Source organism: Roseixanthobacter finlandensis (genome assembly GCF_043195105.2).
GTDB lineage: Bacteria > Pseudomonadota > Alphaproteobacteria > Rhizobiales > Xanthobacteraceae > NCEH01.
In genome coordinates this window covers 5,091,175-5,113,943 of record NZ_CM195536.1, presented here as the reverse complement: position 1 = coordinate 5,113,943, position 22,769 = coordinate 5,091,175, and the positions used below count along the sequence as shown (strand labels likewise).

At 68.1% G+C, this 22,769-nt stretch carries 24 protein-coding genes; 11 read left to right on the top strand and 13 right to left on the bottom strand.

The annotated features are described in order from the left end of the window. The first annotated feature begins 320 nt into the window (after nucleotides 1-320). The 3 genes from V5G24_RS23725 (at nucleotide 321) to croR (ending at nucleotide 2,055) form a co-directional block, all read left to right on the top strand. Nucleotides 321-740 carry a cysteine rich repeat-containing protein gene (locus tag V5G24_RS23725; protein WP_394084258.1) on the top strand — a complete coding sequence of 140 codons (420 nt, stop codon included), beginning with the start codon at nucleotides 321-323 and terminating at the stop codon, nucleotides 738-740. Nucleotides 741-781: 41 nt separating this feature from the next. After that, nucleotides 782-1,372, top strand: coding sequence for an OmpA family protein (locus V5G24_RS23720; protein WP_394084256.1), 591 nt, complete (start codon nucleotides 782-784; stop codon nucleotides 1,370-1,372). A 215-nt stretch (nucleotides 1,373-1,587) separates the two neighbouring features. Continuing rightward, a complete protein-coding gene (croR, locus tag V5G24_RS23715) occupies nucleotides 1,588-2,055 on the top strand; it encodes a 3-hydroxybutyryl-CoA dehydratase (protein ID WP_394084254.1) in 468 nt (155 codons plus the stop codon). Between the two features lie 263 nt (nucleotides 2,056-2,318). Here the strand turns inward: croR and V5G24_RS23710 are convergent, their stop codons facing one another. The 3 genes from V5G24_RS23710 to V5G24_RS23700 form a co-directional block, all read right to left on the bottom strand. Further along, complete coding sequence (locus V5G24_RS23710) at nucleotides 2,319-2,903, bottom strand: cob(I)yrinic acid a,c-diamide adenosyltransferase (protein ID WP_394084252.1); 585 nt, start codon at nucleotides 2,901-2,903, stop codon at nucleotides 2,319-2,321. A 12-nt stretch (nucleotides 2,904-2,915) separates the two neighbouring features. Beyond that, entirely contained in the window at nucleotides 2,916-3,110 is a 195-nt protein-coding gene (locus V5G24_RS23705; protein WP_394043229.1) for a twin transmembrane helix small protein, read from the bottom strand. 75 nt (nucleotides 3,111-3,185) lie between these two features. Continuing rightward, complete coding sequence (locus V5G24_RS23700) at nucleotides 3,186-3,689, bottom strand: TspO/MBR family protein (protein ID WP_394084250.1); 504 nt, start codon at nucleotides 3,687-3,689, stop codon at nucleotides 3,186-3,188. 282 nt (nucleotides 3,690-3,971) lie between these two features. Here V5G24_RS23700 and V5G24_RS23695 point away from each other — a divergent pair, with 282 nt between their 5' ends. Then, nucleotides 3,972-5,291, top strand: coding sequence for an MFS transporter (locus V5G24_RS23695; protein ID WP_394084248.1), 1,320 nt, complete (start codon nucleotides 3,972-3,974; stop codon nucleotides 5,289-5,291). 74 nt (nucleotides 5,292-5,365) lie between these two features. Here V5G24_RS23695 and V5G24_RS23690 read toward each other — a convergent pair whose 3' ends face one another. Together V5G24_RS23690 and V5G24_RS23685 are read right to left on the bottom strand one after the other, a co-directional pair. Further along, the gene (locus V5G24_RS23690; protein ID WP_394084246.1) at nucleotides 5,366-7,066 is read right to left on the bottom strand and encodes an acyl-CoA dehydrogenase family protein; all 1,701 of its coding nucleotides are present in this window, start codon (nucleotides 7,064-7,066) and stop codon (nucleotides 5,366-5,368) included. Between the two features lie 186 nt (nucleotides 7,067-7,252). Then, nucleotides 7,253-8,311: an FUSC family protein gene (locus V5G24_RS23685; RefSeq protein WP_394084244.1), complete on the bottom strand. Its 1,059-nt coding sequence runs from the start codon at nucleotides 8,309-8,311 to the stop codon at nucleotides 7,253-7,255. Nucleotides 8,312-8,438: 127 nt separating this feature from the next. Here V5G24_RS23685 and V5G24_RS23680 point away from each other — a divergent pair, with 127 nt between their 5' ends. Further along, nucleotides 8,439-9,329: a YihY/virulence factor BrkB family protein gene (locus V5G24_RS23680; RefSeq protein ID WP_394084242.1), complete on the top strand. Its 891-nt coding sequence runs from the start codon at nucleotides 8,439-8,441 to the stop codon at nucleotides 9,327-9,329. Then, complete coding sequence (locus V5G24_RS23675) at nucleotides 9,326-9,808, top strand: MmcB family DNA repair protein (RefSeq protein ID WP_394084240.1); 483 nt, start codon at nucleotides 9,326-9,328, stop codon at nucleotides 9,806-9,808. The genes V5G24_RS23680 and V5G24_RS23675 overlap by 4 nt, the downstream gene beginning before the upstream one ends. 14 nt (nucleotides 9,809-9,822) lie before the next feature. Here V5G24_RS23675 and V5G24_RS23670 read toward each other — a convergent pair whose 3' ends face one another. The 3 genes from V5G24_RS23670 to V5G24_RS23660 form a co-directional block, all read right to left on the bottom strand. Beyond that, nucleotides 9,823-10,206 carry a DUF4174 domain-containing protein gene (locus V5G24_RS23670; RefSeq protein ID WP_394084238.1) on the bottom strand — a complete coding sequence of 128 codons (384 nt, stop codon included), beginning with the start codon at nucleotides 10,204-10,206 and terminating at the stop codon, nucleotides 9,823-9,825. 156 nt (nucleotides 10,207-10,362) lie between these two features. Continuing rightward, a complete protein-coding gene (locus V5G24_RS23665) occupies nucleotides 10,363-10,920 on the bottom strand; it encodes an ActR/PrrA/RegA family redox response regulator transcription factor (protein WP_394070763.1) in 558 nt (185 codons plus the stop codon). A 70-nt stretch (nucleotides 10,921-10,990) separates the two neighbouring features. Beyond that, nucleotides 10,991-12,349 (bottom strand): ActS/PrrB/RegB family redox-sensitive histidine kinase, encoded by a 1,359-nt coding sequence (locus tag V5G24_RS23660; RefSeq protein ID WP_394084236.1) that lies wholly within the window; start codon nucleotides 12,347-12,349, stop codon nucleotides 10,991-10,993. 156 nt (nucleotides 12,350-12,505) lie between these two features. Between V5G24_RS23660 and V5G24_RS23655 the strand changes: the two genes are divergently transcribed. After that, nucleotides 12,506-13,876 carry a polyhydroxyalkanoate depolymerase gene (locus V5G24_RS23655; protein ID WP_394084234.1) on the top strand — a complete coding sequence of 457 codons (1,371 nt, stop codon included), beginning with the start codon at nucleotides 12,506-12,508 and terminating at the stop codon, nucleotides 13,874-13,876. Between the two features lie 141 nt (nucleotides 13,877-14,017). Continuing rightward, complete coding sequence (locus tag V5G24_RS23650; RefSeq protein ID WP_394084232.1) at nucleotides 14,018-14,779, top strand: M48 family metallopeptidase; 762 nt, start codon at nucleotides 14,018-14,020, stop codon at nucleotides 14,777-14,779. A 19-nt stretch (nucleotides 14,780-14,798) separates the two neighbouring features. Here the strand turns inward: V5G24_RS23650 and V5G24_RS23645 are convergent, their stop codons facing one another. The 3 genes from V5G24_RS23645 to V5G24_RS23635 all read right to left on the bottom strand — a co-directional run bounded on the left by V5G24_RS23645 (nucleotide 14,799) and on the right by V5G24_RS23635 (nucleotide 17,629). After that, on the bottom strand, nucleotides 14,799-15,206 hold the full coding sequence (locus V5G24_RS23645; protein WP_394084230.1) for a DoxX family protein: 408 nt from the start codon (nucleotides 15,204-15,206) through the stop codon (nucleotides 14,799-14,801). 100 nt (nucleotides 15,207-15,306) lie between these two features. Then, nucleotides 15,307-16,371 (bottom strand): AbrB family protein, encoded by a 1,065-nt coding sequence (locus V5G24_RS23640; RefSeq protein WP_394084228.1) that lies wholly within the window; start codon nucleotides 16,369-16,371, stop codon nucleotides 15,307-15,309. A 19-nt stretch (nucleotides 16,372-16,390) separates the two neighbouring features. Next, a complete protein-coding gene (locus V5G24_RS23635) occupies nucleotides 16,391-17,629 on the bottom strand; it encodes a pyridoxal phosphate-dependent aminotransferase (protein ID WP_394084226.1) in 1,239 nt (412 codons plus the stop codon). 368 nt (nucleotides 17,630-17,997) lie between these two features. Here V5G24_RS23635 and V5G24_RS23630 point away from each other — a divergent pair, with 368 nt between their 5' ends. Then, the gene (locus V5G24_RS23630; protein WP_394084224.1) at nucleotides 17,998-18,588 is read left to right on the top strand and encodes a malonic semialdehyde reductase; all 591 of its coding nucleotides are present in this window, start codon (nucleotides 17,998-18,000) and stop codon (nucleotides 18,586-18,588) included. Between the two features lie 286 nt (nucleotides 18,589-18,874). Here V5G24_RS23630 and V5G24_RS23625 read toward each other — a convergent pair whose 3' ends face one another. Together V5G24_RS23625 and V5G24_RS23620 are read right to left on the bottom strand one after the other, a co-directional pair. Further along, nucleotides 18,875-19,411 (bottom strand): D-glycero-alpha-D-manno-heptose-1,7-bisphosphate 7-phosphatase, encoded by a 537-nt coding sequence (locus V5G24_RS23625; protein ID WP_394084222.1) that lies wholly within the window; start codon nucleotides 19,409-19,411, stop codon nucleotides 18,875-18,877. 2 nt (nucleotides 19,412-19,413) lie between these two features. Beyond that, complete coding sequence (locus V5G24_RS23620) at nucleotides 19,414-19,848, bottom strand: GlcG/HbpS family heme-binding protein (protein ID WP_394084220.1); 435 nt, start codon at nucleotides 19,846-19,848, stop codon at nucleotides 19,414-19,416. Between the two features lie 164 nt (nucleotides 19,849-20,012). Between V5G24_RS23620 and V5G24_RS23615 the strand changes: the two genes are divergently transcribed. Both V5G24_RS23615 and V5G24_RS23610 read left to right on the top strand, forming a co-directional pair. Further along, nucleotides 20,013-20,528, top strand: a complete 516-nt coding sequence (locus V5G24_RS23615) for a universal stress protein (protein WP_394084216.1) — start codon at nucleotides 20,013-20,015, stop codon at nucleotides 20,526-20,528. A 57-nt stretch (nucleotides 20,529-20,585) separates the two neighbouring features. After that, nucleotides 20,586-22,598, top strand: a complete 2,013-nt coding sequence (locus V5G24_RS23610) for a SpoIIE family protein phosphatase (protein ID WP_394084214.1) — start codon at nucleotides 20,586-20,588, stop codon at nucleotides 22,596-22,598. Nucleotides 22,599-22,769 lie beyond the last annotated feature (171 nt).

Genomic DNA, 22,769 nt, shown 5'->3' with positions numbered 1-22,769 from the left:
GAGTCAGTCATATTTCCTGAAGTGAAACTTTTCACGCGGGCACGCCCGGCCGGCGTGTGGCGGGGCATTCGGCGCCGTGGCAGCGGGAGCGCACGGACCTGCTCAAGACATATCGACCAGTGAGGAAGAAAAATCGGCGCCGCACCCAGCGGGATGTCCCAGATGCGCCGAACAGCGCTGCCGGCTCTAGATATGCCAGATACGTGCAGGCGTTAATAAAGTTGGCGATTTTGTCTAAAAATCATCGCCCCTTGCGCTGTTGCGGACCCTTGGCTTCTGATAAGCCGAGTCCACCCCTTGGGGCACTGGGAGGATGAATCATGACGCGCTTTCGAGTGATGCTGGCGGCTGTGCTGCTGGCAGGTTCCGTTGGCGGTGCTAGCGCGCAGACCATGAGCTATGCGGACGCCGCCGGCTTGTTGGCTCAAAGCTGCGGCAAGGACATTCAGAAATATTGCTCGACCGTCAATCTGGGCAACGGCGCCCTGGTCGCCTGCATGGACAAGAACATCACCAAGGTCAGCGCACAGTGCAAGGCGGACTATGCGGCGGCTGAGGCCTCCATCGCCAAGCGCGACGCGGCGCAGGACTCGATCATCAAGGTGTGCAACGCGGATGCCGCGCGCTTGTGCCCGGGCATGATCCCGCAGGACGGCAACCTTCTGTCGTGCCTGTTGGAGGCGACCAAGGTGGTCTCCGGTGCCTGCAACCAGGCCATTACCGACGCCGGCTATCGGTGATCGTCCGCAATCCCGCACTCGCTTGAACAAGGACGACCCCCATGACGTCGCCTCTGATCCGTTTCGCGCTGGCGGCAGCGCTCACCTGTGCCGCGTCTCCCGTGTTCGCGCAGACCGCGCTGAACAACAGCCAGGTCCTCCAGGGCCTCCAGGGCCTGACTGACACCGCGCCCGTGATCACCGCGCAGCAGATGCGCGACCAGGTCCAGGCCCACATGGTGCAGTATCCTGGCGAGGCCCTCACCCGGCCCTCGCTCGCGCTGCACCTGGACAAGCTGCCGCAGATCAACGTGCAGATTCAGTTCCGCCTGAATTCGGCGATCATCGAACCCTCGTCCTACCGGACGCTCGGCTCCATCGCCGATGCGATGCACAACCCGATCCTGCACGGTTACAAGTTCATCGTGACCGGCAACACGGACGTGACCGGCTCGCGCGAGCTCAACCTCAAACTGAGCCAGGCCCGCGCCGATGCGGTGGTGACCGCGCTAACCACCACGTTCAACGTCAATCCTTCCCGCCTGGAAGCGGTCGGCCTGGGCGAGGAAGTGCTGCTCGACACCAAGAACCCCACGTCGGCGATCAACCGCCGGGTGCAGATCTTCACCGTTGGCCGCCTCGCCGCCAAGTGAGCCAAATGTTTCGGCGCGGGACCCGCAAGGCGTCCCGCGCCGGCTTCGCCTCTCCCGGCGGTCCGCCCATCTCCCCCGATGGTCGCGCTTGAAACGCGCGCGCTTTGCGACCCTTATGCCTGCCCCGCCCCGAAAGAAGGGCAAGCCTCACGAGGCAACCTCACGAGGGTAACCTCGCCCGCAGGCATCATCACCAGGCACCTAAGGAGTCGTTCATGCTGCCCGAATTGCGCGTTCTGTATTTCGAGGATCTCACCGTCGGCCTGTCGGAGGAGCTGCGAAAGACCATCGTCTCCACGGACGTGGTGGGGTTCGCCGAAGTGACCGGCGACCGCAATCCGATCCATCTCTCCGAGCATTTCGCCGCCAAGACGCCGTTCGGCACCCGCATCGCCCACGGCCTTTATACCGCGAGCCTGATCTCGGCGGTGCTGGGCACCCGCCTGCCGGGGCCGGGCGCGGTCTATATTTCCCAGACGCTGAACTTCCGCGCCCCGGTGAAGATCGGCGACGTGGTGGTGGTGCGGGTGGAAGTGGCCGAGCTGATCCCCGAGCGACGCCGCGCGCGCCTCGCCTGCACCTGCAAGGTGGGCGACGAATTGGTGCTGGATGGCGAAGCTTGGGTGAAGGTCCCCGCCAAGGCGGAAGGCGCGCCGAGCCCGCTGCGCCCCGCCGCCGGCTGATCGCCCGCGCACCGGGCGTCAACGCCGCACATCAGCGGCGGGTGCATCATCGAGGCGCCTGACGGCAGTGCGCGCGATTGTCTTTCTTTCGCCAGCCGTTGTCTTTTGCGCGTCATGGCCGGGCTCGTCCCGGCCACCCACGCCGGGCCGACCGCGCGAACCTTGAAAAGCCGGTGCCCGCGGCGCCGCGTGGATGCACGGGCCAAGCCCGTGCATGACGATTGACTGCTGCAACGGCATCAAGCCATGAATGGCGATCGGTCCTAGCGGCTGGCGCCCGGCACCCAGAGCACGTCGCCCGCGCCGCGCCCGTTCACATAGCGACTCGCCACGAACAGCAGGTCGGACAGGCGGTTCATATATTGGATCGCCGCCGGGCCCACCTTCTCCCCCGGCGTCTGGGCGAGCGCCACCATCTGCCGCTCGCCGCGCCGCGCGATGGTGCGGGCCAGGTGCAGATAGGCGGCGGCCGGGGTGCCGCCGGGCAGAACGAACGAGCGCAGCGGCGAGAGGTCCGCGTTCAGCCGGTCGATATCGACTTCCAGCTTGTCCACCTGGGCCGGCACGATGCGCAGCGCCTCATAGGCCGGCGGCGGCGCGCCGGGCCGCTCGGGCGTGCACAGATCGGCGCCGAGGTCGAACAAATCGTTCTGGATCCGCGCGAACATGGCGTCGAGATCGGGCGTATCCGCCAGATGCAGGCGCACCAAGCCGATGGCGGCATTGGTTTCGTCCACGGTGCCATAGGCTTCCACCCGGGCGTCATATTTCGAAACGCGCTCGCCGGTGCCGAGGCCGGTGGTGCCGTCATCGCCGGTGCGGGTATAGATCTTGTTCAGCTTGACCACGCCGCGCTCCCGTCACCGGCCCATGGCGAAGATGGTGATCATGATGAGCACGATCGCCAGGAACTGGAACAGCACGCGCAATTGCATCAGCTTCTGCGAGCGCTGCGGCGACCCGCCGGCCGCCAGATTGACCAGCCCGAGCACGAGCACCCCGGCGACGCTGGCCAGCGCCAGCGGAATGAGCAGATAGATGGTCCAATGCAGCATGTCAGTACTCTATGGCATGTTCGCGCGGGTTGGAAACCGCTTGTTGCGCCCGGCGGCGGCGGGGACGGCGGCCGGCTAGTTCAGCACGGCGATCGCGCCGTTGAGGCTCGCGGCATAACAGCCCCATATCAGATAGGGCACCAGCAGCCAGCCCGCCAGCGCGTCCACCCGCAGACAGGCGCGCAGCGTCGCCGCGAGCGCGAGAAGCAGCGCCAGCAGGATCAGCAGGCCCGGCCAGATCGCATGAAGGCCGAAGAACACCGGCGACCAGATCGCGTTCAGCGCCAGCTGCACCAGGAACAGCACGATCGCCCGGTGGCGCGCGGGCGAAGCGGGCACCTTGTCCCACAGCCGCCACAGGCAGACCGCCATCATCGCGTAGAGCAAGGTCCAGGCGATGGGGAAGGTCGCGTTGGGCGGGGTCCAGGCGGGCTTGACCAGCGTCGCGTACCAGGTGGGGATCTGCGGATAGGTGGTGACTCCGCCGACGAAGCTCACCAGCGCCACCAGCGCGAGGCAGGCGAAAAATCGCAGGAGCGAGCGCAAGAGCGGGGAAGTTCCGGCCGGAGCGGCGAGCATGGGCACTCCATTGGCACGGCCGAGCGCGGCCGGAAAGGCGAAGAAACTCGCGGCCGGAACGCCATCCGTCAAGGGCGCACATGACGCGGGGAAACGCGGGGAAACGAGTAAGGGGAGGTCTGCGGAAACGGCCAAGCTTTGCGATCATTGCCGAAAACGCGGGTCCGCCATGCATCAAAGAACCCGGAGCGGGCGCTTTCCTGCTTGAATATTGCTGCACTGCAGCGCAAAGGGCTGTCAAAGCACCGTCATCTTCGGCCCCGCGCCGCAAACGAGTTCGCCATGTCCCCTCCTTCGACCGCGCCATCGCACCGCCGCCTGAATGCCGCCGATTATCGCACCCTGGTGCTGTCGGCGCTGGGCGGCGCGCTGGAATTCTACGATTTCATCATCTTCGTGTTTTTCGTCACGGTGCTGGGGCATTTGTTCTTTCCGCCCGGCATTCCCGACTGGCTGGTGCAGCTTCAGGCGTTCGGCATCTTCGCCGCCGGCTATCTGGCGCGCCCGCTGGGCGGCATCGTGCTCGCCCATTTCGGCGATACGCTCGGCCGCAAGCGCATGTTCACCCTCTCCATCTTCCTGATGGCGCTCTCCACCCTGGGCATCGCCTTCTTGCCGAGCTACCAGAGCATCGGGATCGCCGCCCCGGTGCTGCTGCTCGCCATGCGGGTGCTGCAGGGCGCCGCCATCGGCGGGGAAGTGCCCGGCGCCTGGGTGTTCGTGTCCGAGCATGTGCCCGCCGGCCGGGTGGGCCTTGCCTGCGGCATCCTCACCTGCGGGCTGACCTCGGGCATCCTCTTGGGCTCGCTGGTGGCCACCGCCATCAATCGCGGCTTCAGCCCGGCGGATATCCACGACTGGGCCTGGCGCATCCCGTTCCTGCTGGGCGGCGTATTCGGCTTCTGTGCGGTCTATCTGCGCTCCTGGCTGGAAGAGACGCCCATCTTCAAGGAGATGAAGGTGCGCAAGGCGCTCGCCGCCGAGCTGCCGGTGAAGCTGGTGATGCGCCGCTACGCGCCGCAGGTTCTGTTGTCCATGGCGCTCACCTGGATGCTCTCCGCCGCCATCGTGGTGGTGATCCTGATGACGCCGACCCTGCTCCAGACCCGCTATGGCATCAGCGCCGCCGACGCGCTTACCGCCAACAGCTTGGCCACGCTGACGCTCTCCGTCGGCTGCGTGCTCACCGGCCTGATGTGCGACCGGTTCGGCGCAGGCCGGGTGCTGGCGCTCGGCAGCTTCTGCCTCGGCGCCTCGACCTATGGGCTTTATGCCCTGGTGGGCGCGCAACCGGGGCTGCTGCTGCCACTCTATGGGCTGGCCGGTTTCTTCGTCGGCATCATCTCGGCGACGCCGTTCGTGATGGTGCGCATCTTCCCGCCGGCCGTGGCGTTCTCCGGCGTGTCCTTCTCCTACAATGTGGCTTATGCCGTGTTCGGCGGCCTGACCCCGCTGCTGGTGACGCTGGCGCTCCAGATCGACCCCATGGCGCACGCCCATTATCTGGTGGCCGTGTGCGTGATGGGCGGCCTCATCGGCATCAATCTGTGGGCGCGCGAAACAGCCGGCACCAAGGTGAGCGCGCCGCTGACGCGCGCGTGAGGCCGCAACGGGTCATCTGAAACGAAAAAAGCGGTCCGGGCCGAAGCCGGGACCGCCTTTTTTATGAGGAAACCTCAGTTCCCGCCTTCCAGCAGGCGGCGGGCGATGACCTGGGCCTGGATCTCCGCCGCGCCCTCGAAGATGTTGAGGATGCGCGCGTCGCACAGCAGGCGCGAGACCGGATATTCCAGCGCAAAGCCGTTGCCGCCGTGGATCTGCAAGGCATTGTCCGCCGCCGCCCAGGCGACGCGGGCGCCGAGCAGCTTGGACATGCCGGCCTCAAGATCCGTGCGGCGGCCCTCGTCCTTGGCGCGCGCGGCGAAATAGGTGATCTGGCGGGCGATCATGGTTTCCACCGCCATCATCACGATCTTGTCGGCGACGCGCGGGAAGGCGATCAGCGGCTTGCCGAACTGGATGCGCTCCTCGGCATAGCGCAGCGCGGTTTCCATGGCGGCCTGGGCGACGCCCACGGCACGCGCGGCGGTCTGGATGCGCGCGGCCTCGAACGTGTTCATGAGCTGCTTGAAGCCCTGCCCTTCCTCGCCGCCGAGCAATTGGCCCGCCGGCACCTCGAAGCCGTCGAAGCCGATTTCATATTCCTTCATGCCGCGATAGCCGAGCACCTCGATTTCGCCGCCGGTCATGCCCTTGGCGGGGAACGGCTCTTGGTCCGTGCCGCGCGGCTTTTCCGCCAGCAGCATGGAGAGGCCGCGATAGCCCGGCTCGGCCGGATTGGTGCGCACCAGCAGCGTCATCAGATCGGCGCGGACGGGATGGGTGATCCAGGTCTTGTTGCCATTGACCTTATAGACCGCATCCTCCCCCTCGCCTTCCTTCACCGCGCGGGTGCGGAGCGAGGCGAGGTCGGAACCGGTGTTGGGCTCGGTGAACACCGCCGTCGGCAGGATCTCGCCCGAGGCGAGCTTGGGCAGGTAATAGTCCTTCTGCGCCTGCGTCCCGCCGCCGAGGATGAGCTCGGCCGCGATCTCCGAGCGGGTGCCGAGCGAACCGACGCCAATATAGCCGCGCGAGAGTTCCTCGGTGACCACGCACATGGCTTCCTTGGAGAGGCCGAGGCCGCCGTATTCCTCCGGAATGGTGAGGCCGAACACGCCGAGATCAGCCAGCCCCTGGATGATCTCCATGGGGATATAGGCGTTCTTCAGATGCCATTCGTGGGCATGGGGGGCGACCTCCGCCTCGACGAAGCGGCGGATTTCCGTGCGCATGGCCGCCATGGTCTCGTCGAGACCGGATTCGCCCACGGTGCCGCCATGGCTCTCGCGGATGAGGGCTGCGAGCGCGGCGCGGCTCTCGGTGGTATTGCCGGAGCGCGCCAGCTCGGCAATCGCCGGTTCGGCGCGCAGGGCGGCGATGGTCTCCGCGCCGAGGAACAGATCCTCCAGCCGCACGATCTCGCCCTGGCTCATGGGAATGCCGCCGAGGATCTGCGCCACATATTCGCCGAGGCCGATCTGCACCAGCAGCCGCTCGGTCGCGCCGAACTGGCCGGTCTCGGTCAGGCTGTCGGCGTAATGCACCAGCTCGCGCACGCCGAAGACGTAAGTGGCGAGCCAGGCGAGGCCGTGGGAGGCGCGCTGCTCGGCATCCAGCAGCTTTGAGGACAGCTTGCCGCCCTCGCTGACGCGCGCGCGCACCTGGGAGGTGGCTTCCGCGAGCACGCTTTGCAGGACATTGGTCGCCGTCCGGCCGAGGGCCACGGCGTCGATGGGGGCGGCATCGAGCGCTTGAAGCGCGGCACTGCTGGACATGGCGGAATTTCCTCTGGTTGTGCGATGCGGAATTTTCTTGCCAGATTATCCCGCGTCCGCCGCGACGCAACGGGAGATTTGGCTAAGACGGCGCAGTTCCGAGCGCGCTGTCCCCGGCACGGAAGGCGTGCGCGCAAGAGGCGTGCGGGCAAGAGGCCCGTGGGAAGGCGCGAGAAGCCGGTCGGCTCAGGCCGCGTCCTTGCGCGCCTCGGCGAGGCGGGCGGCAAGCTCGATCAGATTGTCGTGGATATAGGCGCAGCCGGCGGCCGCCGCATAAAGCGGCATCAGGCTCGGCCCCTCGCCGGCGAGCGCGCCGGAACTGCCGAGGCGTTCCAGCTCCGCCTGAAGCGCGGCCACGGCGGCGTCGGTGGCGGCAAGGTCCGGCGGCGGCCCCCCGCCGCGCAAGGCGGAAGCGATGCCGCGCACGCCCTGGGCCAGCGCCTGCGATGCCGCCGAGAGCGCGGGCCGCACCTGGTCCGCCACCGCCGGCGGCAGGGGCCGGTCGGCCCCGCGCAGCAGGATGATCACCGAATGCCACAGCCGCCGCCCGCCGCGCACGATGGGGCCGGGATCGGGCGCGGCGTTGAACGGGCCCACCCGCTCGCGCCGTGCCTCCCCGGCCCGCACGTCCGCCGCCCGCAAGGTGACGCGCACCTTCTGGTTCAGCACATCCATGCGCGCCGGATCGAGCCCGCCGTCGAGCAGCGCGGCGACGCCGGCCTCCAGCAGGTCCGCGCTCGCCTCCAGCGCATCGGCCACATGGGGAAACAGATAGCCGAGCGCCTTGTCGGGCAGCACCAGCAACGCGCAGGCCAGGCCCACCGCGCCGCCAAGCGCGATTTCGGACACGCGCTCCAGGCCGGAAATCCAGGGTTCGGCATGGGTCGGGTCCGCCAGCATCACGATCACCACCGTCACCGGGGCGAGCTTGAAGCTGGGATTGCGGGCCGCGATAAAGGCGGACACGAAGGTGCCGAGCAGCAGCAGCGCGAAGGAGAGGCTCCAGGACGGACCGGCGATCATCGCCAGCCCCACGCCGATGCCGCCGCCCGCCAGCGTGCCGAGGCAGCGGTCCACCGCCACCGCGAGGCTCGCGCCGATGGAGGATTGCACCACCAATATGGCGGTCAGCACCGCCCAATAGCCCTTCGGCAGGTCGAGCAGCCACGCCAGCAGAAAGGCGATCGCCGCCGCCACGGTGGCGCGGACGGCGAGGCGAAGATGGGCCGGATCGATACGTGGCAAAGGGAGTTACCTCTGGACAGATGGCCCCGCGACAGGCTTCTCCTTATCATGTGCGCGCCGTAGAGGAATGCGCCGCGCGCCGGCAGCCCGTCGCGCGGCACGCGGCCAGAAGGAGACGAGCCCGGGGATGGTGAAGCGCGCCTACCGAATCGTGATGGATGCGGTGTGGACCTTCGTCGCCGACGACGGCTGGGCCATCGCAAGCCACATCGCGCTGTCGATCCTCATGTCCCTGTTCCCGTTCCTGATCTTCGTCACGGCGCTGGCCGGATTTCTCGACCTGCGGCCGCTCGCGAACGAGACCATCCAGCTCATCCTCGACACCTGGCCGCAGCAGGTGGCGGCGCCCATCGCCCAGGAAATCCGCAGCGTGGTCAGCCATGTGCGCACCGATGTCATCACGTTCGGCGTGGTGCTGGCGCTGTATTTCTCCTCCAACGGCATCGAGAGCCTGCGCATCGGCCTCAACCGGGCCTATCAGGTGAAGGAGGCACGCTCCTGGTACCGGCTGCGGCTGGAATCCATCGTGTTCGTGGTGATCGGCGCGGCCGGCATGCTGGCTCTGTCCTTCCTCGTGGTGCTGGGGCCGCTGATCTGGCGCACGGTGCTCCACAATGTGCCGGCGCTCCAGCCGCTGAGCGGCATCGTCACCGCCGCGCGCTTCGGCGCGACCACCATCATTCTCATCATCGGCCTGCTGGTGGCGCATCTGTGGCTGCCGGCCGGCCAACGCTCGCTGCGGGAGGTGACGCCGGGCATCGTCATGACGCTCACGCTCTGGCTGGTGGCGGCGACCGTGTTCGGCATCTATCTCGCCGAATTCCCGGCCAATTACGTCACCACTTACGCCGGCCTCGCCTCGGTGATGATCGCGCTCGTGTTCCTTTACCTCACCGCGACCATCTTCGTGTTCGGCGGCGAGTTCAACGCCGCCATCGCCCGCGCCCGCGAGGCCCGCCAGCGCGCGCGCCGGGATGCCGCCGCGCGCGAACAGCTGATCATGGAGCCCGATCTGTGACGGCGCCGGTTGCGCCGGTTCCCCCGCCGGACGGGCGCCAGTCGCCCACCGCGCTGGCGCTGCAACGCGGCGTGCTGCGCCATTTCGCGGCGCTGGGGCTGATCGGCATTCCCGAATTCTGCCTCGCCTCGGGCCGGCGGGCGGATATCGCCGCGCTCGACCTCAAGGGCGAGGTGAGCATCGTGGAGATCAAGTCCAGCGTCGCCGATTTCCGCGCCGACGCCAAATGGCCGGACTATCTGCTGCATTGCGACCGGCTCTATTTCGCCGTGACGGTGGATTTTCCGCTGGAGCTGCTGCCGCTCGACGTGGGCATCCTGGTGGGCGACGCGTTCGGCGCGGCGGTGATCCGCCCGGCCCCGGCCCATCCCTTGCCGGCGGCCACCCGCAAGGCGCTGCTGATCCGCCTCGCCCGCGCCGGCGCCGGCCGCCTCGCCGCCCTCTATGATCCCGAACTGCGGGGCATGAGCGACTTGTAGCCGCCAGACGCGCGCTATTTGCCCGCCGCGTCGATCAGCGCGAACAGGGTCGCCGGTGCCACGGGTGCGTCCCAGCGCTGGATCACCTTGCCGTCGATCCCCACCAGGATCACCTGGAACGCGTCCGGCGCCACGTCGAAGCGCTGGCGCTGGGCGGGGTTCAGATCATCCAGCTCGATCACCACGAGATCGCGCGCGAGCACGCCCGCGACGGCATCCTTCAGGCTTTTCATCTGCACGGCGAGGGCGGGGGACTTGCTGCCCGGCGCGACGATGAAGACCGCCGGCGCGCGCCCGCGATAGGTCTCGAGAGTCTGCGCCTGAACGGCACAGGGCACCTGGAGCGCCGCCATGAGGACGAGCGCAAGGGCCAGGCGAACGAGGGAGGGTCCTGCCATGCCGCCGGATGTCCGCTTCGTCGATGAGAATGCGCCGCCCCGTGGACACGGGCCGGACGGATCGCGGGAACCCGCGCCTGAAGCCGAAACGTCGAAACCCGACATCCGGTTCCCGCTTATTGCAACCGGCAGATCAGATTGCAACCACCAGCCGCATCACCGCGGTGCGCGCTTGGCCAGGATACGCTGCAACGTGCGACGGTGCATTGACAGCCGCCGGGCGGTCTCCGAGACGTTGCGACCGCACAATTCATAGACCCGCTGGATATGCTCCCAGCGCACCCGGTCGGCGGACATGGGATTTTCCGGCGGCGAGGGCTTGTGGTCGGCATTGGCCATCAGGGCGGCGACGATATCGTCGGCATCGGCCGGCTTGGCGAGATAATCCACCGCGCCGAGCTTCACCGCCGTCACCGCCGTGGCGATATTGCCATAGCCGGTGAGCACGATGGCGCGCGCGCCCGGGCTCTTCTTCTTCAGCGCCGAGATCACGTCGAGCCCGGTGCCGTCGCCGAGCCGCATGTCCACCACGGCATAGGCCGGCGCGCCGCTCTCCACCAGGGCCAGGCCCTCGGCCACGCTCTCGGCGGTGGACACCTCGAAGCCGCGCGCTTCCAGCGCACGCGCCAGGCGCTGGAGAAACGAGCGATCATCGTCGACGATCAGGACGGAACGCGGGCCCTCGATCTCGGGCAAGGTGGGTTCAGGCATCATCTCGTTTACCTCTTGGGCGCCTGTTCTTCCAGCGGCGCCTGTTCCGGCCGGGTTGACCTTGCGGCCACCCTCAGCCCGGCTTTGCTTCAGCATAGGGGGCGGGGGGCGGGTTTGTCCCACCGTCCTCGGGATCCATCTCGATGGTGTTGCGCAGCCAGGAGATCTTCACCTCGGCGCCGCGGCCCGGCGCCGCCCGGTTTTCCACCACCAGCGCGGCGCCGGTGCGCTCCAGCAGCGTCTTGGCGATGAAGAAGCCGAGGCCGAGCCCGCTTTCCTCCTCGCTGTTCTGGCGGTCGCGGGCGCGGCTGGTCACATAAGGCTGGCCGATGCGGTCGCTCACCTCGGGCGAGAAGCCGGGGCCGTCGTCCCGCACCAGGATGTCCATCCGGGTGGTGGTCCAGCGCGCCTCGATCTCCACCCGCGCGGTCGCGAAATCCACCGCATTCTCCACCAAGTTTCCCAACCCATAGATGAGGCCGGGATTGCGCGCCAGTACCGGTTCCTGCGTGCGGTCCTCGGGCAGGGTCACGGAAATGTAAATGCCGAAGTCGCGGTGCGGGCCCACCACCTCCTCCAGCAGCAGCGACAGCGGCATGCGGTCGAACGGCGCGTCTCCCGAGCCGAGCGAGGTCAGGGTCTGGAGAATGTCGCGGCAGCGCTGCACCTGGTCGCGCAGCAAGGCGATGTCCTCGGCCATGGGATGGTCGGGCGCGGTGCCGCGCGCCATCTCCTTCACCACCAGGGCAATGGTGGCGAGCGGCGTGCCGAGCTCGTGGGCGGCGGCGGCGGCGAGGCCGTCCAGCTGGGAGAGATGCTGCTCGCGCGCCAGCACCAGCTCGGTTGCCGCGAGCGCATCGGCGAGTTCCCGCGCCTCCTCGGTGACGCGCCAGGAATGCAGGCCGATGAAGCCGATCGACACCGCGATGGAGACCCAGGTCCCCGCCAGATACAGGTCCGGCAGCGCCAGAACCTCCGGGCCGGACCAGGGCAGCGGCTGGTGCCACAGGCCCACCGCGCCGGCGCAGCCCATGGCCAGCACGCCAAGCGCCACCGTGGTGCTCCAGGACAAGGCGGTGGCTGAAATGGTCACCGGCGCCAGGTAGAGCAGGGCGAACGGATTGTTCAGCCCGCCCGTCAGATAGAGCAGGGCGGTGAGCTGGAGCACGTCATAGGCGAGCAGCGGCCCGGCGGCGGCATCCTCCAGCCGGCGCGCGATCGGGAACCGAACCCGCAGCAGGAGGTTAACCAATGCGGAAAGCGACACCACCAAAAGGCAGGGAATGAGCGGAACCGGAAATCCCAGCAGGCCATGGACCACCAGCAGGGCCAGCACCTGTCCGGCCACGGCCAGCCAGCGCAGACGAATCAGCGTGTCGAGCCGAAGTCCGAAGGATCTTCCATAAGGGAAGGTCGCAGATCCGTATTGCATGCCGGGTTCTCTGTGTGGCGTCAGGATATCGTTAGGCTGGCGCAAGCATAATGGTGGATGACTTGGGTCAAGTGTTGAGTTGACCTTTTGTCGAGATTGACCGCTTGAAAACCCGGCCACACTCTCGTGCGATAAGAAAGAACGTGAGGGACGACCATGGCTATCGGTGAATTTGGCGGCGCCGCGCGCCAGCCATCCGCGAACGGGAGCAGCCTGTCCGCGCCCTTGTACTGGATGTACGAGATGACGCATGCCGCGCTCAACCCCTCGCGGGCGCTTGCCGATGCCAGCCGCATGTTCTTCGCCAATCCCATGAATCCCGCGTCCCACACCACCGCCGGCAAATCCATGGCGGCGGGCTTCGAACTGTTCGAGCGCACCACTCGCCGCTACGGAAAGCCGGAATGGGGCATCACCCATACCATGGTCAGCGGCATGAAGGTGCCGGTCCATATCAACCCGGTGTGGAGCCGCCCGTTCTGCCGGCTGCTGCATTTCTCGCGCGCGTTCGAATATCCGCCGCGTCGCCCGCAGCCCAAGCTGGTGATCGTGGCGCCCATGTCGGGTCATTACGCCACCTTGCTGCGCGGCACGGTGGAAGCCTTCCTACCCACCCACGACGTCTACATCACCGACTGGACCGACGCCAAAATGGTGCCGCTGGCGGAGGGCCGGTTCGGGCTCGATGATTACGTGGATTATCTGATCTCCATCTTCCGCAGCTTCGGCGGCGACTGCCACGTGCTCGCGGTGTGTCAGCCGGCGGTGCCGGTGCTGATGGCGGTTTCGCGCATGGAGGCCGAGCAGGACCACACCGCGCCGCGCTCCATGATCCTCATGGGCGGCCCCATCGACACCCGCGAGGCGCCCACCGCCGTGAACCGGCTCGCCATGGACAAGGGCATCGAATTCTTCCGCCGCAACGTCATCACCACCGTGCCATGGGCCCATCCCGGCGCCATGCGGCAGGTGTATCCGGGGTTCCTGCAACTCACCGGCTTCATGAGCATGAACCTCGATCGCCACGTCAAGGCCCATTACAACCTGTTCCAGGACCTGGTGAAGGGCGACGGCGAGCCGGCCGACAAGCATCGCGAATTCTATGACGAGTATCTTGCCGTCATGGATCTCTCGGCCGACTTTTATCTTGAAACGGTTGAAAAGGGCTTCATCACCCACGCCCTGCCCAAGGGCGAGATGACCCATCGCGGCCATCTGGTGCGGCCGGAGGCGGTGCGCAACGTGGCGCTGATGACGGTGGAAGGCGAGAAGGACGATATTTCCGGCGTCGGCCAGACCTTCGCCGCCCATCGTCTGTGCGCCAATATCCCCGAGGACAAGCGTGCCCATTATCTCCAGCCGGGGGTCGGCCATTACGGCGTGTTCAACGGCTCGCGCTTCCGCTCGGAGATCGCGCCGCGCATTTCCGACTTCATCATGAACCAGGAACGCCCGCGCGCCGACGCCCACGTCGCGCCCGGCTCCCGCGCCGATGCCGATAATGTGACACAGCTGTTCCCGCACTAGCGGGGGCGGCACTCTTTGGCCATTCGCGCTTTTCCCCTGTCCAGATGCCGCGAAGGGGTAGCGTTTCGGCGGCGAATCTTTTCACATTCGGCGATAAGCTTGTCCCTGGCCGCTCCTGGCCCACCCAATCGTCGGAATGCCATGCTCTTTCGCAGGCAGGATATATCGCCGACGGCGCGGCGCGGCGCCGAATGGATCGACCTGCTGGTGGATGGGGAGACCGTGCGGGTCAGCGTGCGGCGGCATCCCACCGCGCGGCGGCTGACCTTGCGCGTGCGCACGGTCTCGCGCGACGTCACGCTCACGGCGCCGCCCCACGTGCCGCTCGCGGCCGCCAACGCCTTCGTGCAGCGCCATCTGGACTGGGTGCGCACGCGCCTCGTGCGGCTGCCGCAGCAAGTGCCGTTCGCGCCGGGCGAGATCATTCCCGTGCGCGGCATTCCCCATCGCATCGTCCATCGCGAGCGCCTGCGTGGCACCTGTTCGGTGGAGATCGACCCGCAGGACGGCATGCACCTGCTGTGCGTGTCCGGCGACCTGCCCCACATCGCCCGCCGCATCGCCGATTATCTCAAGCGCCAGGCGCGAACCGACCTGACCGCCGCCGTGCGCCGCCACGCCGCCGCGCTCCAGGTGGAGATCGGTGCCCTCACCCTGCGCGACACGGCGAGCCGCTGGGGCTCCTGCGCCGCCTCGGGCGACCTGTCGTTTTCCTGGCGGCTGATCTTCGCCCCGCCCCATGTGCTGGATTATCTCGCCGCCCACGAGGTGGCGCACCGGCTCGAAATGAACCACGGCCCGCGCTATTGGCGCGCCGTGGAGCGCATTTTTCCCGAGCGCAAGATCGCCGAAGCCTGGCTGCGCGCCAATGGCGCCGGCCTGCACAGCTACGGCGCCGAATAGCGCTCACCCCGTCAGAGCGTCAGCGCTTGCGGCCGGCGAGCGAGAAGGCGCCCGCGCCGGACACGAAATAGAACATCGTGCCGCCGACGATGGCGATGTTCTTGAGGAAATGGATCTGCTGCCCGACGACGGCGGCGGGGTCCGCCACATCCCAGAAGCGATGCGCGATCAGCCCCGTCAGCAGCACGAAGCCGCCGGTGAGGAAGGCGGTGAGGCGCGGCACCACGCCCAGCACCAGCAGGATCGGCAGGCCGACTTCCGCGCTCGCCGCCGCGATCGCCATCAGGTCCGGCGCGGGCAGGCCGAGGCCGGCGAAATATTGCGCGGTTCCGCCAAGATTGGTGGCCTTGCGGAAGCCCGAAGGCAGAAGCAGGGCGGCCATCAGCAGGCGGCCGACCAGCAATGCGAGATCGTCGATACGGTTCATGAGTGCCCCTCCGGCATGGCTATCCGCTCTCATTGGGCCGCGCGCGCCGGGCAAGGCAACACGGCCACGCTCACGATGCGGTGACCGTGCGCCCGTCGCCTCAGTCCGGCGTGCGTTGTCGACGAATCGTGAACAGCAGATGGGCCGCGAGGGGCAGAAAAACCGAAATCCCGGCGAAGCGGAACAGATGATGCGCACTCATGAACGCCGGGTCGTATCCCATGGCGAAGCCGAGCACGGTCATGGTTTCCAGCGCGCCGGGGGAAAACGCCGTGATGAGCTTGCCGGGATCGTCATGGGTCAGGTGCGCCGCCAGCAGCGCGCAGGCGACCGACACCACCAGCGCCACCGCGAACGCGCCGAGCGAGGCGAGCAGGCACGAGCTCAAGGTCGCCCGGTCGGTGCCCTGGAACCGCATGCCCACTCCCGCGCCGAGCACCACATACGCCGGGATCAGCAGAATCGGCGGCACGAAGGCATGGGACAAGCCGAAGGCGTGCAGCAGCGCGCTGCCGGTCATGGCACCCACCAGCATGCCGCCGGGCACCCGCAGGCGGTTGAATGCCACCCCGGTGGCGAGGCTCACCGCCAGCAAAATCGCGATATCCGGCAGGGAGGAGAGCGGCACCGCCGCCGGCGCGCCGGAGGGATGGCCGACCCGGCCCATCACATGAGGCAGGGCCGCCACCAGCAGGAACAGCCGCATGGCCTGGGAGAAGGCCACCTTGCGCATGTCGGCGGGCGTGGTCGCGGCCATGGCCACCACCGTGCTGAGCGCGCCCGGCGCGGAGGCATAGAAGGCCGATTGCGCATCCCAGCGCGCCACCCGCACCAGGAACGCCATGCTGCCGGCCATCACGCCGACCACGCTGACCGCGAGCAAAGCCATGGAGATCGGCCAGGTGGCAGCATGGGTCAGCATGTCCGGCGACATGGCGGTGCCCATGGAGGCGCCGAGCACCAAAAAGCCCACGAACCGCACCGGCGTCGGCACCGCCAGGGGCGCGCCGCACAAGGCGAGCACCGTGGTGACGATCAGCGCGCCCGACATCCAGGCCGCCGGCATGCCGATGCGGAAGAACACCAGCCCCCCGAGCGCGCCGCTGGCGAGGGTGACGAGGCTCGCCACCAGGATGGCCCGGCGCGACGGGGGAGTGACGGTCATGAGACGATGCCTGAACGCTTCACCGGCCCGTGGGGCGGGCCTCCAGCCAGCGCACCAGCCGGTCGGCGGCGGTACGCAACTGCTCTTCGCCGCGGGCATAGCACAGGCGCATGAAGCCTTCACCACCCGCGCCGAAGGCGGTTCCGGGGGCAAGGCCGACATTGGCCTCGTCCACCAGCCTGAGGCCGAGCTTGCGCACGTCGCGTTCCCCCGCGATGCCGAAGAACAGATAGAAGGCGCCATCCGGCTTCACGAGATCCACCTTTCCGGTGGCCAGCAGCGCGTCGGCGACAAGATCGCGGCCGCGACGGGCGCGGGCGATCTGCGCGGCGACGAAGGGCTCGCCCTGCGTCAGCGCCGCCACCGCGCCGCGCTGCATGAAGGCGGCGACGCCGGAGGTGGAATATTGGATCAGATTCTCGATCACCTGCCCGAGCGCGGCTGGCGCCTCGATCCAGCCGATGCGCCAGCCGGTCATGGCCCAGTTCTTTGAGAAGGTCTGCACGAACAGGATATGGTCGTCGGCCTCCATCACATCGTGGAACGAGGGCGAGCGCACGCCTTCCCCATAATGGAAGCGGCCGTAGATTTCGTCGGCGACGATCCACAGCCCGTGCTTGCGGGCGAGCGCCAGCACGGCTTTCAGATCCTCCAGCGCCGCGACGAAGCCGGTGGGATTGGCGGGCGAATTGAGGAAAATGGCGCGGGTGCGCGGCGTCACCGCTTCGGCCAGGCGCGCATGGTCCAGCGCGAAGCCCTCCGGCCCATAGGAGAACGGCACATAGACCGGGTGCGCGCCGGCCTTCTGCGCCGCCGCCGCCGCATTGGGCCAGGTGGGCGAGGGGATGAGCACTTCATCGCCCGCCCCCAGCGCCATCGCGAAGGCGATCTGGATCGCCTGCATGCCCGAGCCGGTGACGAAGAAACGCTCGGGCTCGGCCGGCACGCCATAGAGGCCGGCGATATAATCGGCGATCGCCGCGCGCAGGTCCGGCAGGCCGCGCTGCCAGGTGTAGAAGGTTTCGCCCGCGTGCAGCGCCTGCGCCGCCGCCTCGCAGATGAAGGCGGGGGTCTGGATATCCCCCTCGCCGGCCCACAGCGGCACGATGCCCTCGCGATTGCGCCCGTAATTCATCACTTCCACGATGCCGCTCTCGGGCAGGGCGCGCACATGGGCGCGCACCGCATCCAGCAAGGGATCGGCGGCAGGACCGCTCGCGTGCGGGAGGGGGGCGGATGCGGGGGCGGATGCGGTCATGGGGACAGCCTGGGCAAAAGCCTTTGGGCGCAGGAGCGCGGTGGAAGCGCCCCCTTTTTGAGCGGGAGGGGCGCGGTGGAAGCGCCACCTTTGAGCGGAAGGGGCGCGGTGGGGAAGCGCCCCTTGGGCGCAGGAGCGCGGTGGGGGGCGCCCTTCGGCGCGACGGCGCAAAGGGAGCGCGGCGACCATACCCATGTTCGCCCGCCAGCACCCATCAAATGCCGTGACGCATTAATCAGCATTCTTGATATGTGGTTTGCATCCTTGCAAACGACCCTTGCAGGACACCCCCCTATCCAGCCCCGTGCCGCAAGCTTAAGTCGAGGCGATACCGGGCCCGCGGCCCGGCCCCTCCATATGGTGACGCCATGAGCTATAAGATTGATCAGGCCGCTTTGGACACTCTGTTCCTGAAGGCGCGCTCGCAGAACGGCTGGACCGACCAGGGCGTGAGCGAAGCCGAGCTGCGCGCGCTCTATGACCTTGCCATCTATGGCCCGACCTCGGCCAACACCCAGCCCGCGCGCATCCTGTTCCTGGCGTCCGATGAAGCCAAGGCGCGCCTGAAGCCGGCCCTGTCCGAAGGCAACCTCAAGGCGCTCGCCGCCCCGGTCATCGCCATCATCGGCTATGACCTTGAATTCTACGAGAAGATCCCCCAGCTGTTCCCCCACGCGCCGGGCTTCAAGGATCTGTTCGTGAACAATCCCGGCATGATCGAACCCCACGCCTTCCGCAACTCCGCGCTGCAAGGCGCCTATTTCATGCTCGCCGCCCGCGCGGTCGGCTTGGACGTGGGCCCCATGTCGGGCTTCGACGCGGCCAAGCTGGATGCGGAATTTTTCCCGGACGGAAAGGTGAAGACCAATTTCATCACCGCCCTCGGCCATGGCGACCCGGCGAAGGTCATGCCCCGCCTGCCGCGCCTGCCGTTCGAAGAGGGTGCGAAGATCCTCTGAGCGGCGGATCGCTTCCGACGCATCGCTCCTGACATATCGCGGGGCGCCTTCGATGAGGCGCCTCTCGCCGAGCGGCGCAAAAACGCGTTTGCCGAACTTCGGGGCGCACGTTCGGGCGAATAGGCGGCTTCATCGGCCGGAAAAGCGGCGCGATGCTCCACGGATCCGCCGTTCGTCCGTGGCCCGCGAATGTTTCACGTGAAACATTTTACCGAAAATAAAGGGTTTGCGCGCTTCCGGCCGGGTGGATCCCGTGCCGCCCCAGCTTTGGGGCGGAATTTTCTATTTAAGTCCCGCGAATAATTTCCCGCACCAGATCGTCCAGATTTCCCCCCGCATAGAGATGCCCCGGCACCGCGGCGCGCCGGGCAGCTTCCATGTCGGTGTCTTTGTCGCCGATGAGGAAGGAGCGGGCCCGATCCACCGGCCATTCTTCGAGCGCGCGCAGGATCATGCCGGGATTGGGCTTGCGGTCGAAATGGTCCAGGGCATATTCCGCGACGCTGCCGTCCGGGTGGTGGGGCGCAAGATAGAAGCGGTCCACATGGCCGCCCTGGCAGGACAGCGCCTGCGCCAACGCCGCGTTGAACGCCTGCGCCTGCTCAAGCGTATAGAGCCCGCGCGCGATGCCGGACTGGTTGGTGACCACGAACACCAGATAGCCGGCCGCATTCAGCCGCGCCACCGCTTCCCCCGCGCCCGGCATCAGGCGCAGGTCCGCCGGGCGGAAGGCATAGCCGATATCGACGTTCAGCACGCCGTCGCGATCCAGGAACGCGGCGGGACGCAGGGCCTGCGCCTGCGTCCCCTCGTCTGCTTGCACGTTCAGTCCTGGCCGGGATCGGCGCGGAAGCTCGCCGCCTCGATGCCGGCGACGGCGCAGGCCTCGTCATTGTCCGAGGTGTCGCCGGAAATGCCGACCACGCCGCAGATGGCGCCTTCGGCATCGCGAATCAGCACGCCGCCCGGCACCGGGATGAGGTCGCCCACCACTTCGCCGGCGGCGGCGATGAAGAAGGGCTGCTCCTTGGCGCGGCGGAACAGCGAGCGCGAGCCCATGCCCAGCGCCAGCGCGCCGCGCGCCTTGCCGATGGCGATCTCGCCGCGCTTCAGGCTGGTGCCGTCCTGGGCCGCGAACGCCTTGAGCGCGCCGCGCCCGTCCAGCACCACGATGGCAAGCGGGCTGAGATTCTGGGCCACTGCCTGGCGCAGCGCCGTGGACAGGATGGTCTGGGCCTGGTCGAGGGTCAAAACCGACATGCGCGTCTCCCGTGCCGCCCCGTGCGACGGCAGGAGGAGTAGTACAAGCCCGGCCGCAGGGAAAGACATCGGGGAAACACGGCACCGGTTGCGCCGGCGCGGTTTTTTGTCGATGGCAAAGGCCGCGCGTGGCAGCATCGCGGCGAGCGGGAAAGGGCCGGATCATGCATCCCATCACCAACACCAATCCCAAGCGGCAGATCAACGAGCCGGGGCATCGCCGCAAGTTCCTGGTGGTGATCGACGAAACCCCGGAATGCGACCGCGCGGTCTATTACGCCAGCCGCCGCGCCGCGCGCACCGCCGCCGGGGTGGTGATGCTGGGCATCCTGGAACTGGAGGGCGCGCGTCAGCAATGGCTCGGCATCGCCGACCTCATGCGCGCGGAAGCCACCGAGGCCATGCAGGCCCATCTGGACGATTATGTCGCCCGCGCCCGCCAGCTCGCCGGCATCGAGGCGGAAACGGTGATCCGCGAGGGCGGCAAGAGCGCCGCTTTGCTGGACCTGATCGGCGAGGACCGCGATATCGCCATCCTCGTGCTCGCCGCCGGAACCGGATCGGACGGGCCGGGGCCCCTGGTCGCGGCCGCCGCCGGGCCGCACGCGGCGCGCTTTCCCATTCCCGTCACGATCGTGCCCGGCGCGCTCTCGGACGAGGAGCTGGACGCCCTCGCCTGACACGGTCGGGGAGCGGCGTCGCGAGGCCACACGGGATGGAACGGGAGGGGACGGGCGTTGGACTTGTTCGAGGCGCGCAGGCCGGCCACGCTGGAGAGCATCTCTTGGATCCGCAAGGCGTTGCGGCGCGAGCTGGCGCAATTGCGCATCGGCGCGGACATCAGCGACGAGGTGGTGCTGGCGCTGGTGGAGCTCGCCACCAACGCCGTGCAGCACGCCCGCCCGCCGGCGCGCGAACTCATCGTGCGGGTCCGCCTGGAAGGCATCCTGCTCACTCTCGATCTCGTGGATGACGGCGGCCCGTTCCTCGGCTTCGCGGCGGCCTGGGAGGCGGCGAGCCTCACCCGCATGGCGCCCGATGCCGAATCCGGGCGCGGCCTGCCGCTGGCCCGGCATTTCCTCGACCAGGTGCGCTATGAGCCCGGCCCGCCCAACCGCTTCCTCCTGCGCCGCCAGCTGGCGCGCCGGCGCCCGCAGGTTCTGGTGGTGGAGGACGAGGAAATTCTCCTGGAAACCTATCTCGGCCTGCTGGAGCCGCATTATCGCGTGATCGCCGCGCGCGACCTGCGCAGCGCGCTGCTGCTGGCGCGCGAAACCAAGGTGGACCTGATCCTCACCGATTTTCATCTCGGCTCCGAGCCGGGAACGGCGCTGGTGGCGGCGCTGGAGGAAGATCGCGACCGGCCGCCCATCCCGATCGTCATGATCACGGCGGATTCCAGCGTGCGCACCCGCGCCCTGGAGCTGGGCATCGACACCTTCCTCACCAAGCCGGTGACGCCGGAAGCCCTGTTGGAAACCATTCAGCTCACGCTCACCCGCGCGCTGCGCCAGCGGCTGCGGCTGTTTCGCTATTTCGGCACCACCCTCGGCCAATTGGTGCAGCCCAACCTGCCGCAGGCGCTCGGCCCGTTCGCCCTGGCGCTGCTGCACGAAACCGCCGACATCGGCGGCGGCGATCTCGTGGTGCATCTGCCGCGTCCGGGGCGCGAGCGCATCGTGATGGTGGACGTGATGGGCCATGGCATCGATGCCAAGGCCGGCGCCATCGTCCATGCCGCCATGGTGCGCGCGCTGGATCTCGATCCCAGCCTGTCGCCTGGGCGGTTCCTCGCCCGCTGGTCGGACCTGATTTTCGGCGAGCCGGCCTTCGATGCCGCCATCGCCACCGCCTTGGTGGTGGACCTGCTGGCGGACGGGACGATCGAGATCGCCTCGGCCGGCCATCCCCATCCCATGATCCTCAGCGCCACCTCGGCGCGGGCGGTGGCCTGCGAGGGACCGCTGCTCGGCTTTGCCGACCGGCCGCGCTACGAGGACATGCGCCTGACCCTCGCCCCGGGGGAACGCCTGCTGCTCGCCACCGACGGGCTGGACCCAGCGGAACTGGCGAGCGGCGGCAACTGCCCGGACTGGCTGGTGGGCGAAGTACAGAGCCGCGCCGCCCTGCCCTTGTCGGCCGCAGCCGGGCGGACCGCCGCGCGCATCGCGGCCCGCCTCGGTCCCGATCCGCAAGACGATTGGATGCTGATCCTGCTGGAACGCAGCGACACCGCCGCGTCCGAGATCGCACCGGCGGCCACCGTCCATGCGGACCCGCACCGCGATGCCGCGCCGGCGACGTTAGATCCGGCCGGCCCGTCAGAAAGCCGCGACGCCCCGCCCCCTGCTTCTCTGGCGCCGGAACCCGTCCCGCCGCCGGTCCCCCGCGATAGCCCCGTTGCGGCGGGCGTGGACGGTCTCGACCTGTCCGGTGTCGCGGCCCTGCGCAATGCGGTGAGCCCGGCCGCCTTCCAGGGCCTTGCCGAGCGGTTCGTGGAGAATGCCGCGCGGCGGTTCGAGGCCTGGAGCGCACTGGTCGCGGCAGGCGACGGGGCGGCGCTGCGGCGCGAAGCCCATGCGCTCGCCGGCCTGCTCGGCCAGTTCGGCCTTGCCGGCGCCGCCGACCTTGCTCGCCAGGTGGAGCACGCCCCCGACGCGGCGGCGCAGCTTGGCCCTGCGCGCGCCTTGTCCGTCGAGGGTCCGCGCCAGCTGGAAAAGCTGAAATCCTGGCTGGAACAGGATCCATAGATCCGATCGCCTTTCATGACTTGACGCCGTTGCAGCAGAGCATCGTCATGCACGGGCTTGCCCCGTGCACCCACGCGGAGCCGTTGGAACCGGCCTTTCAAGGCACGCGCAAGCGGCCCGGCATGGATGGCCGGGCCTGTCTCGGCCATGACGCGTGAGGGAGGACGGCCG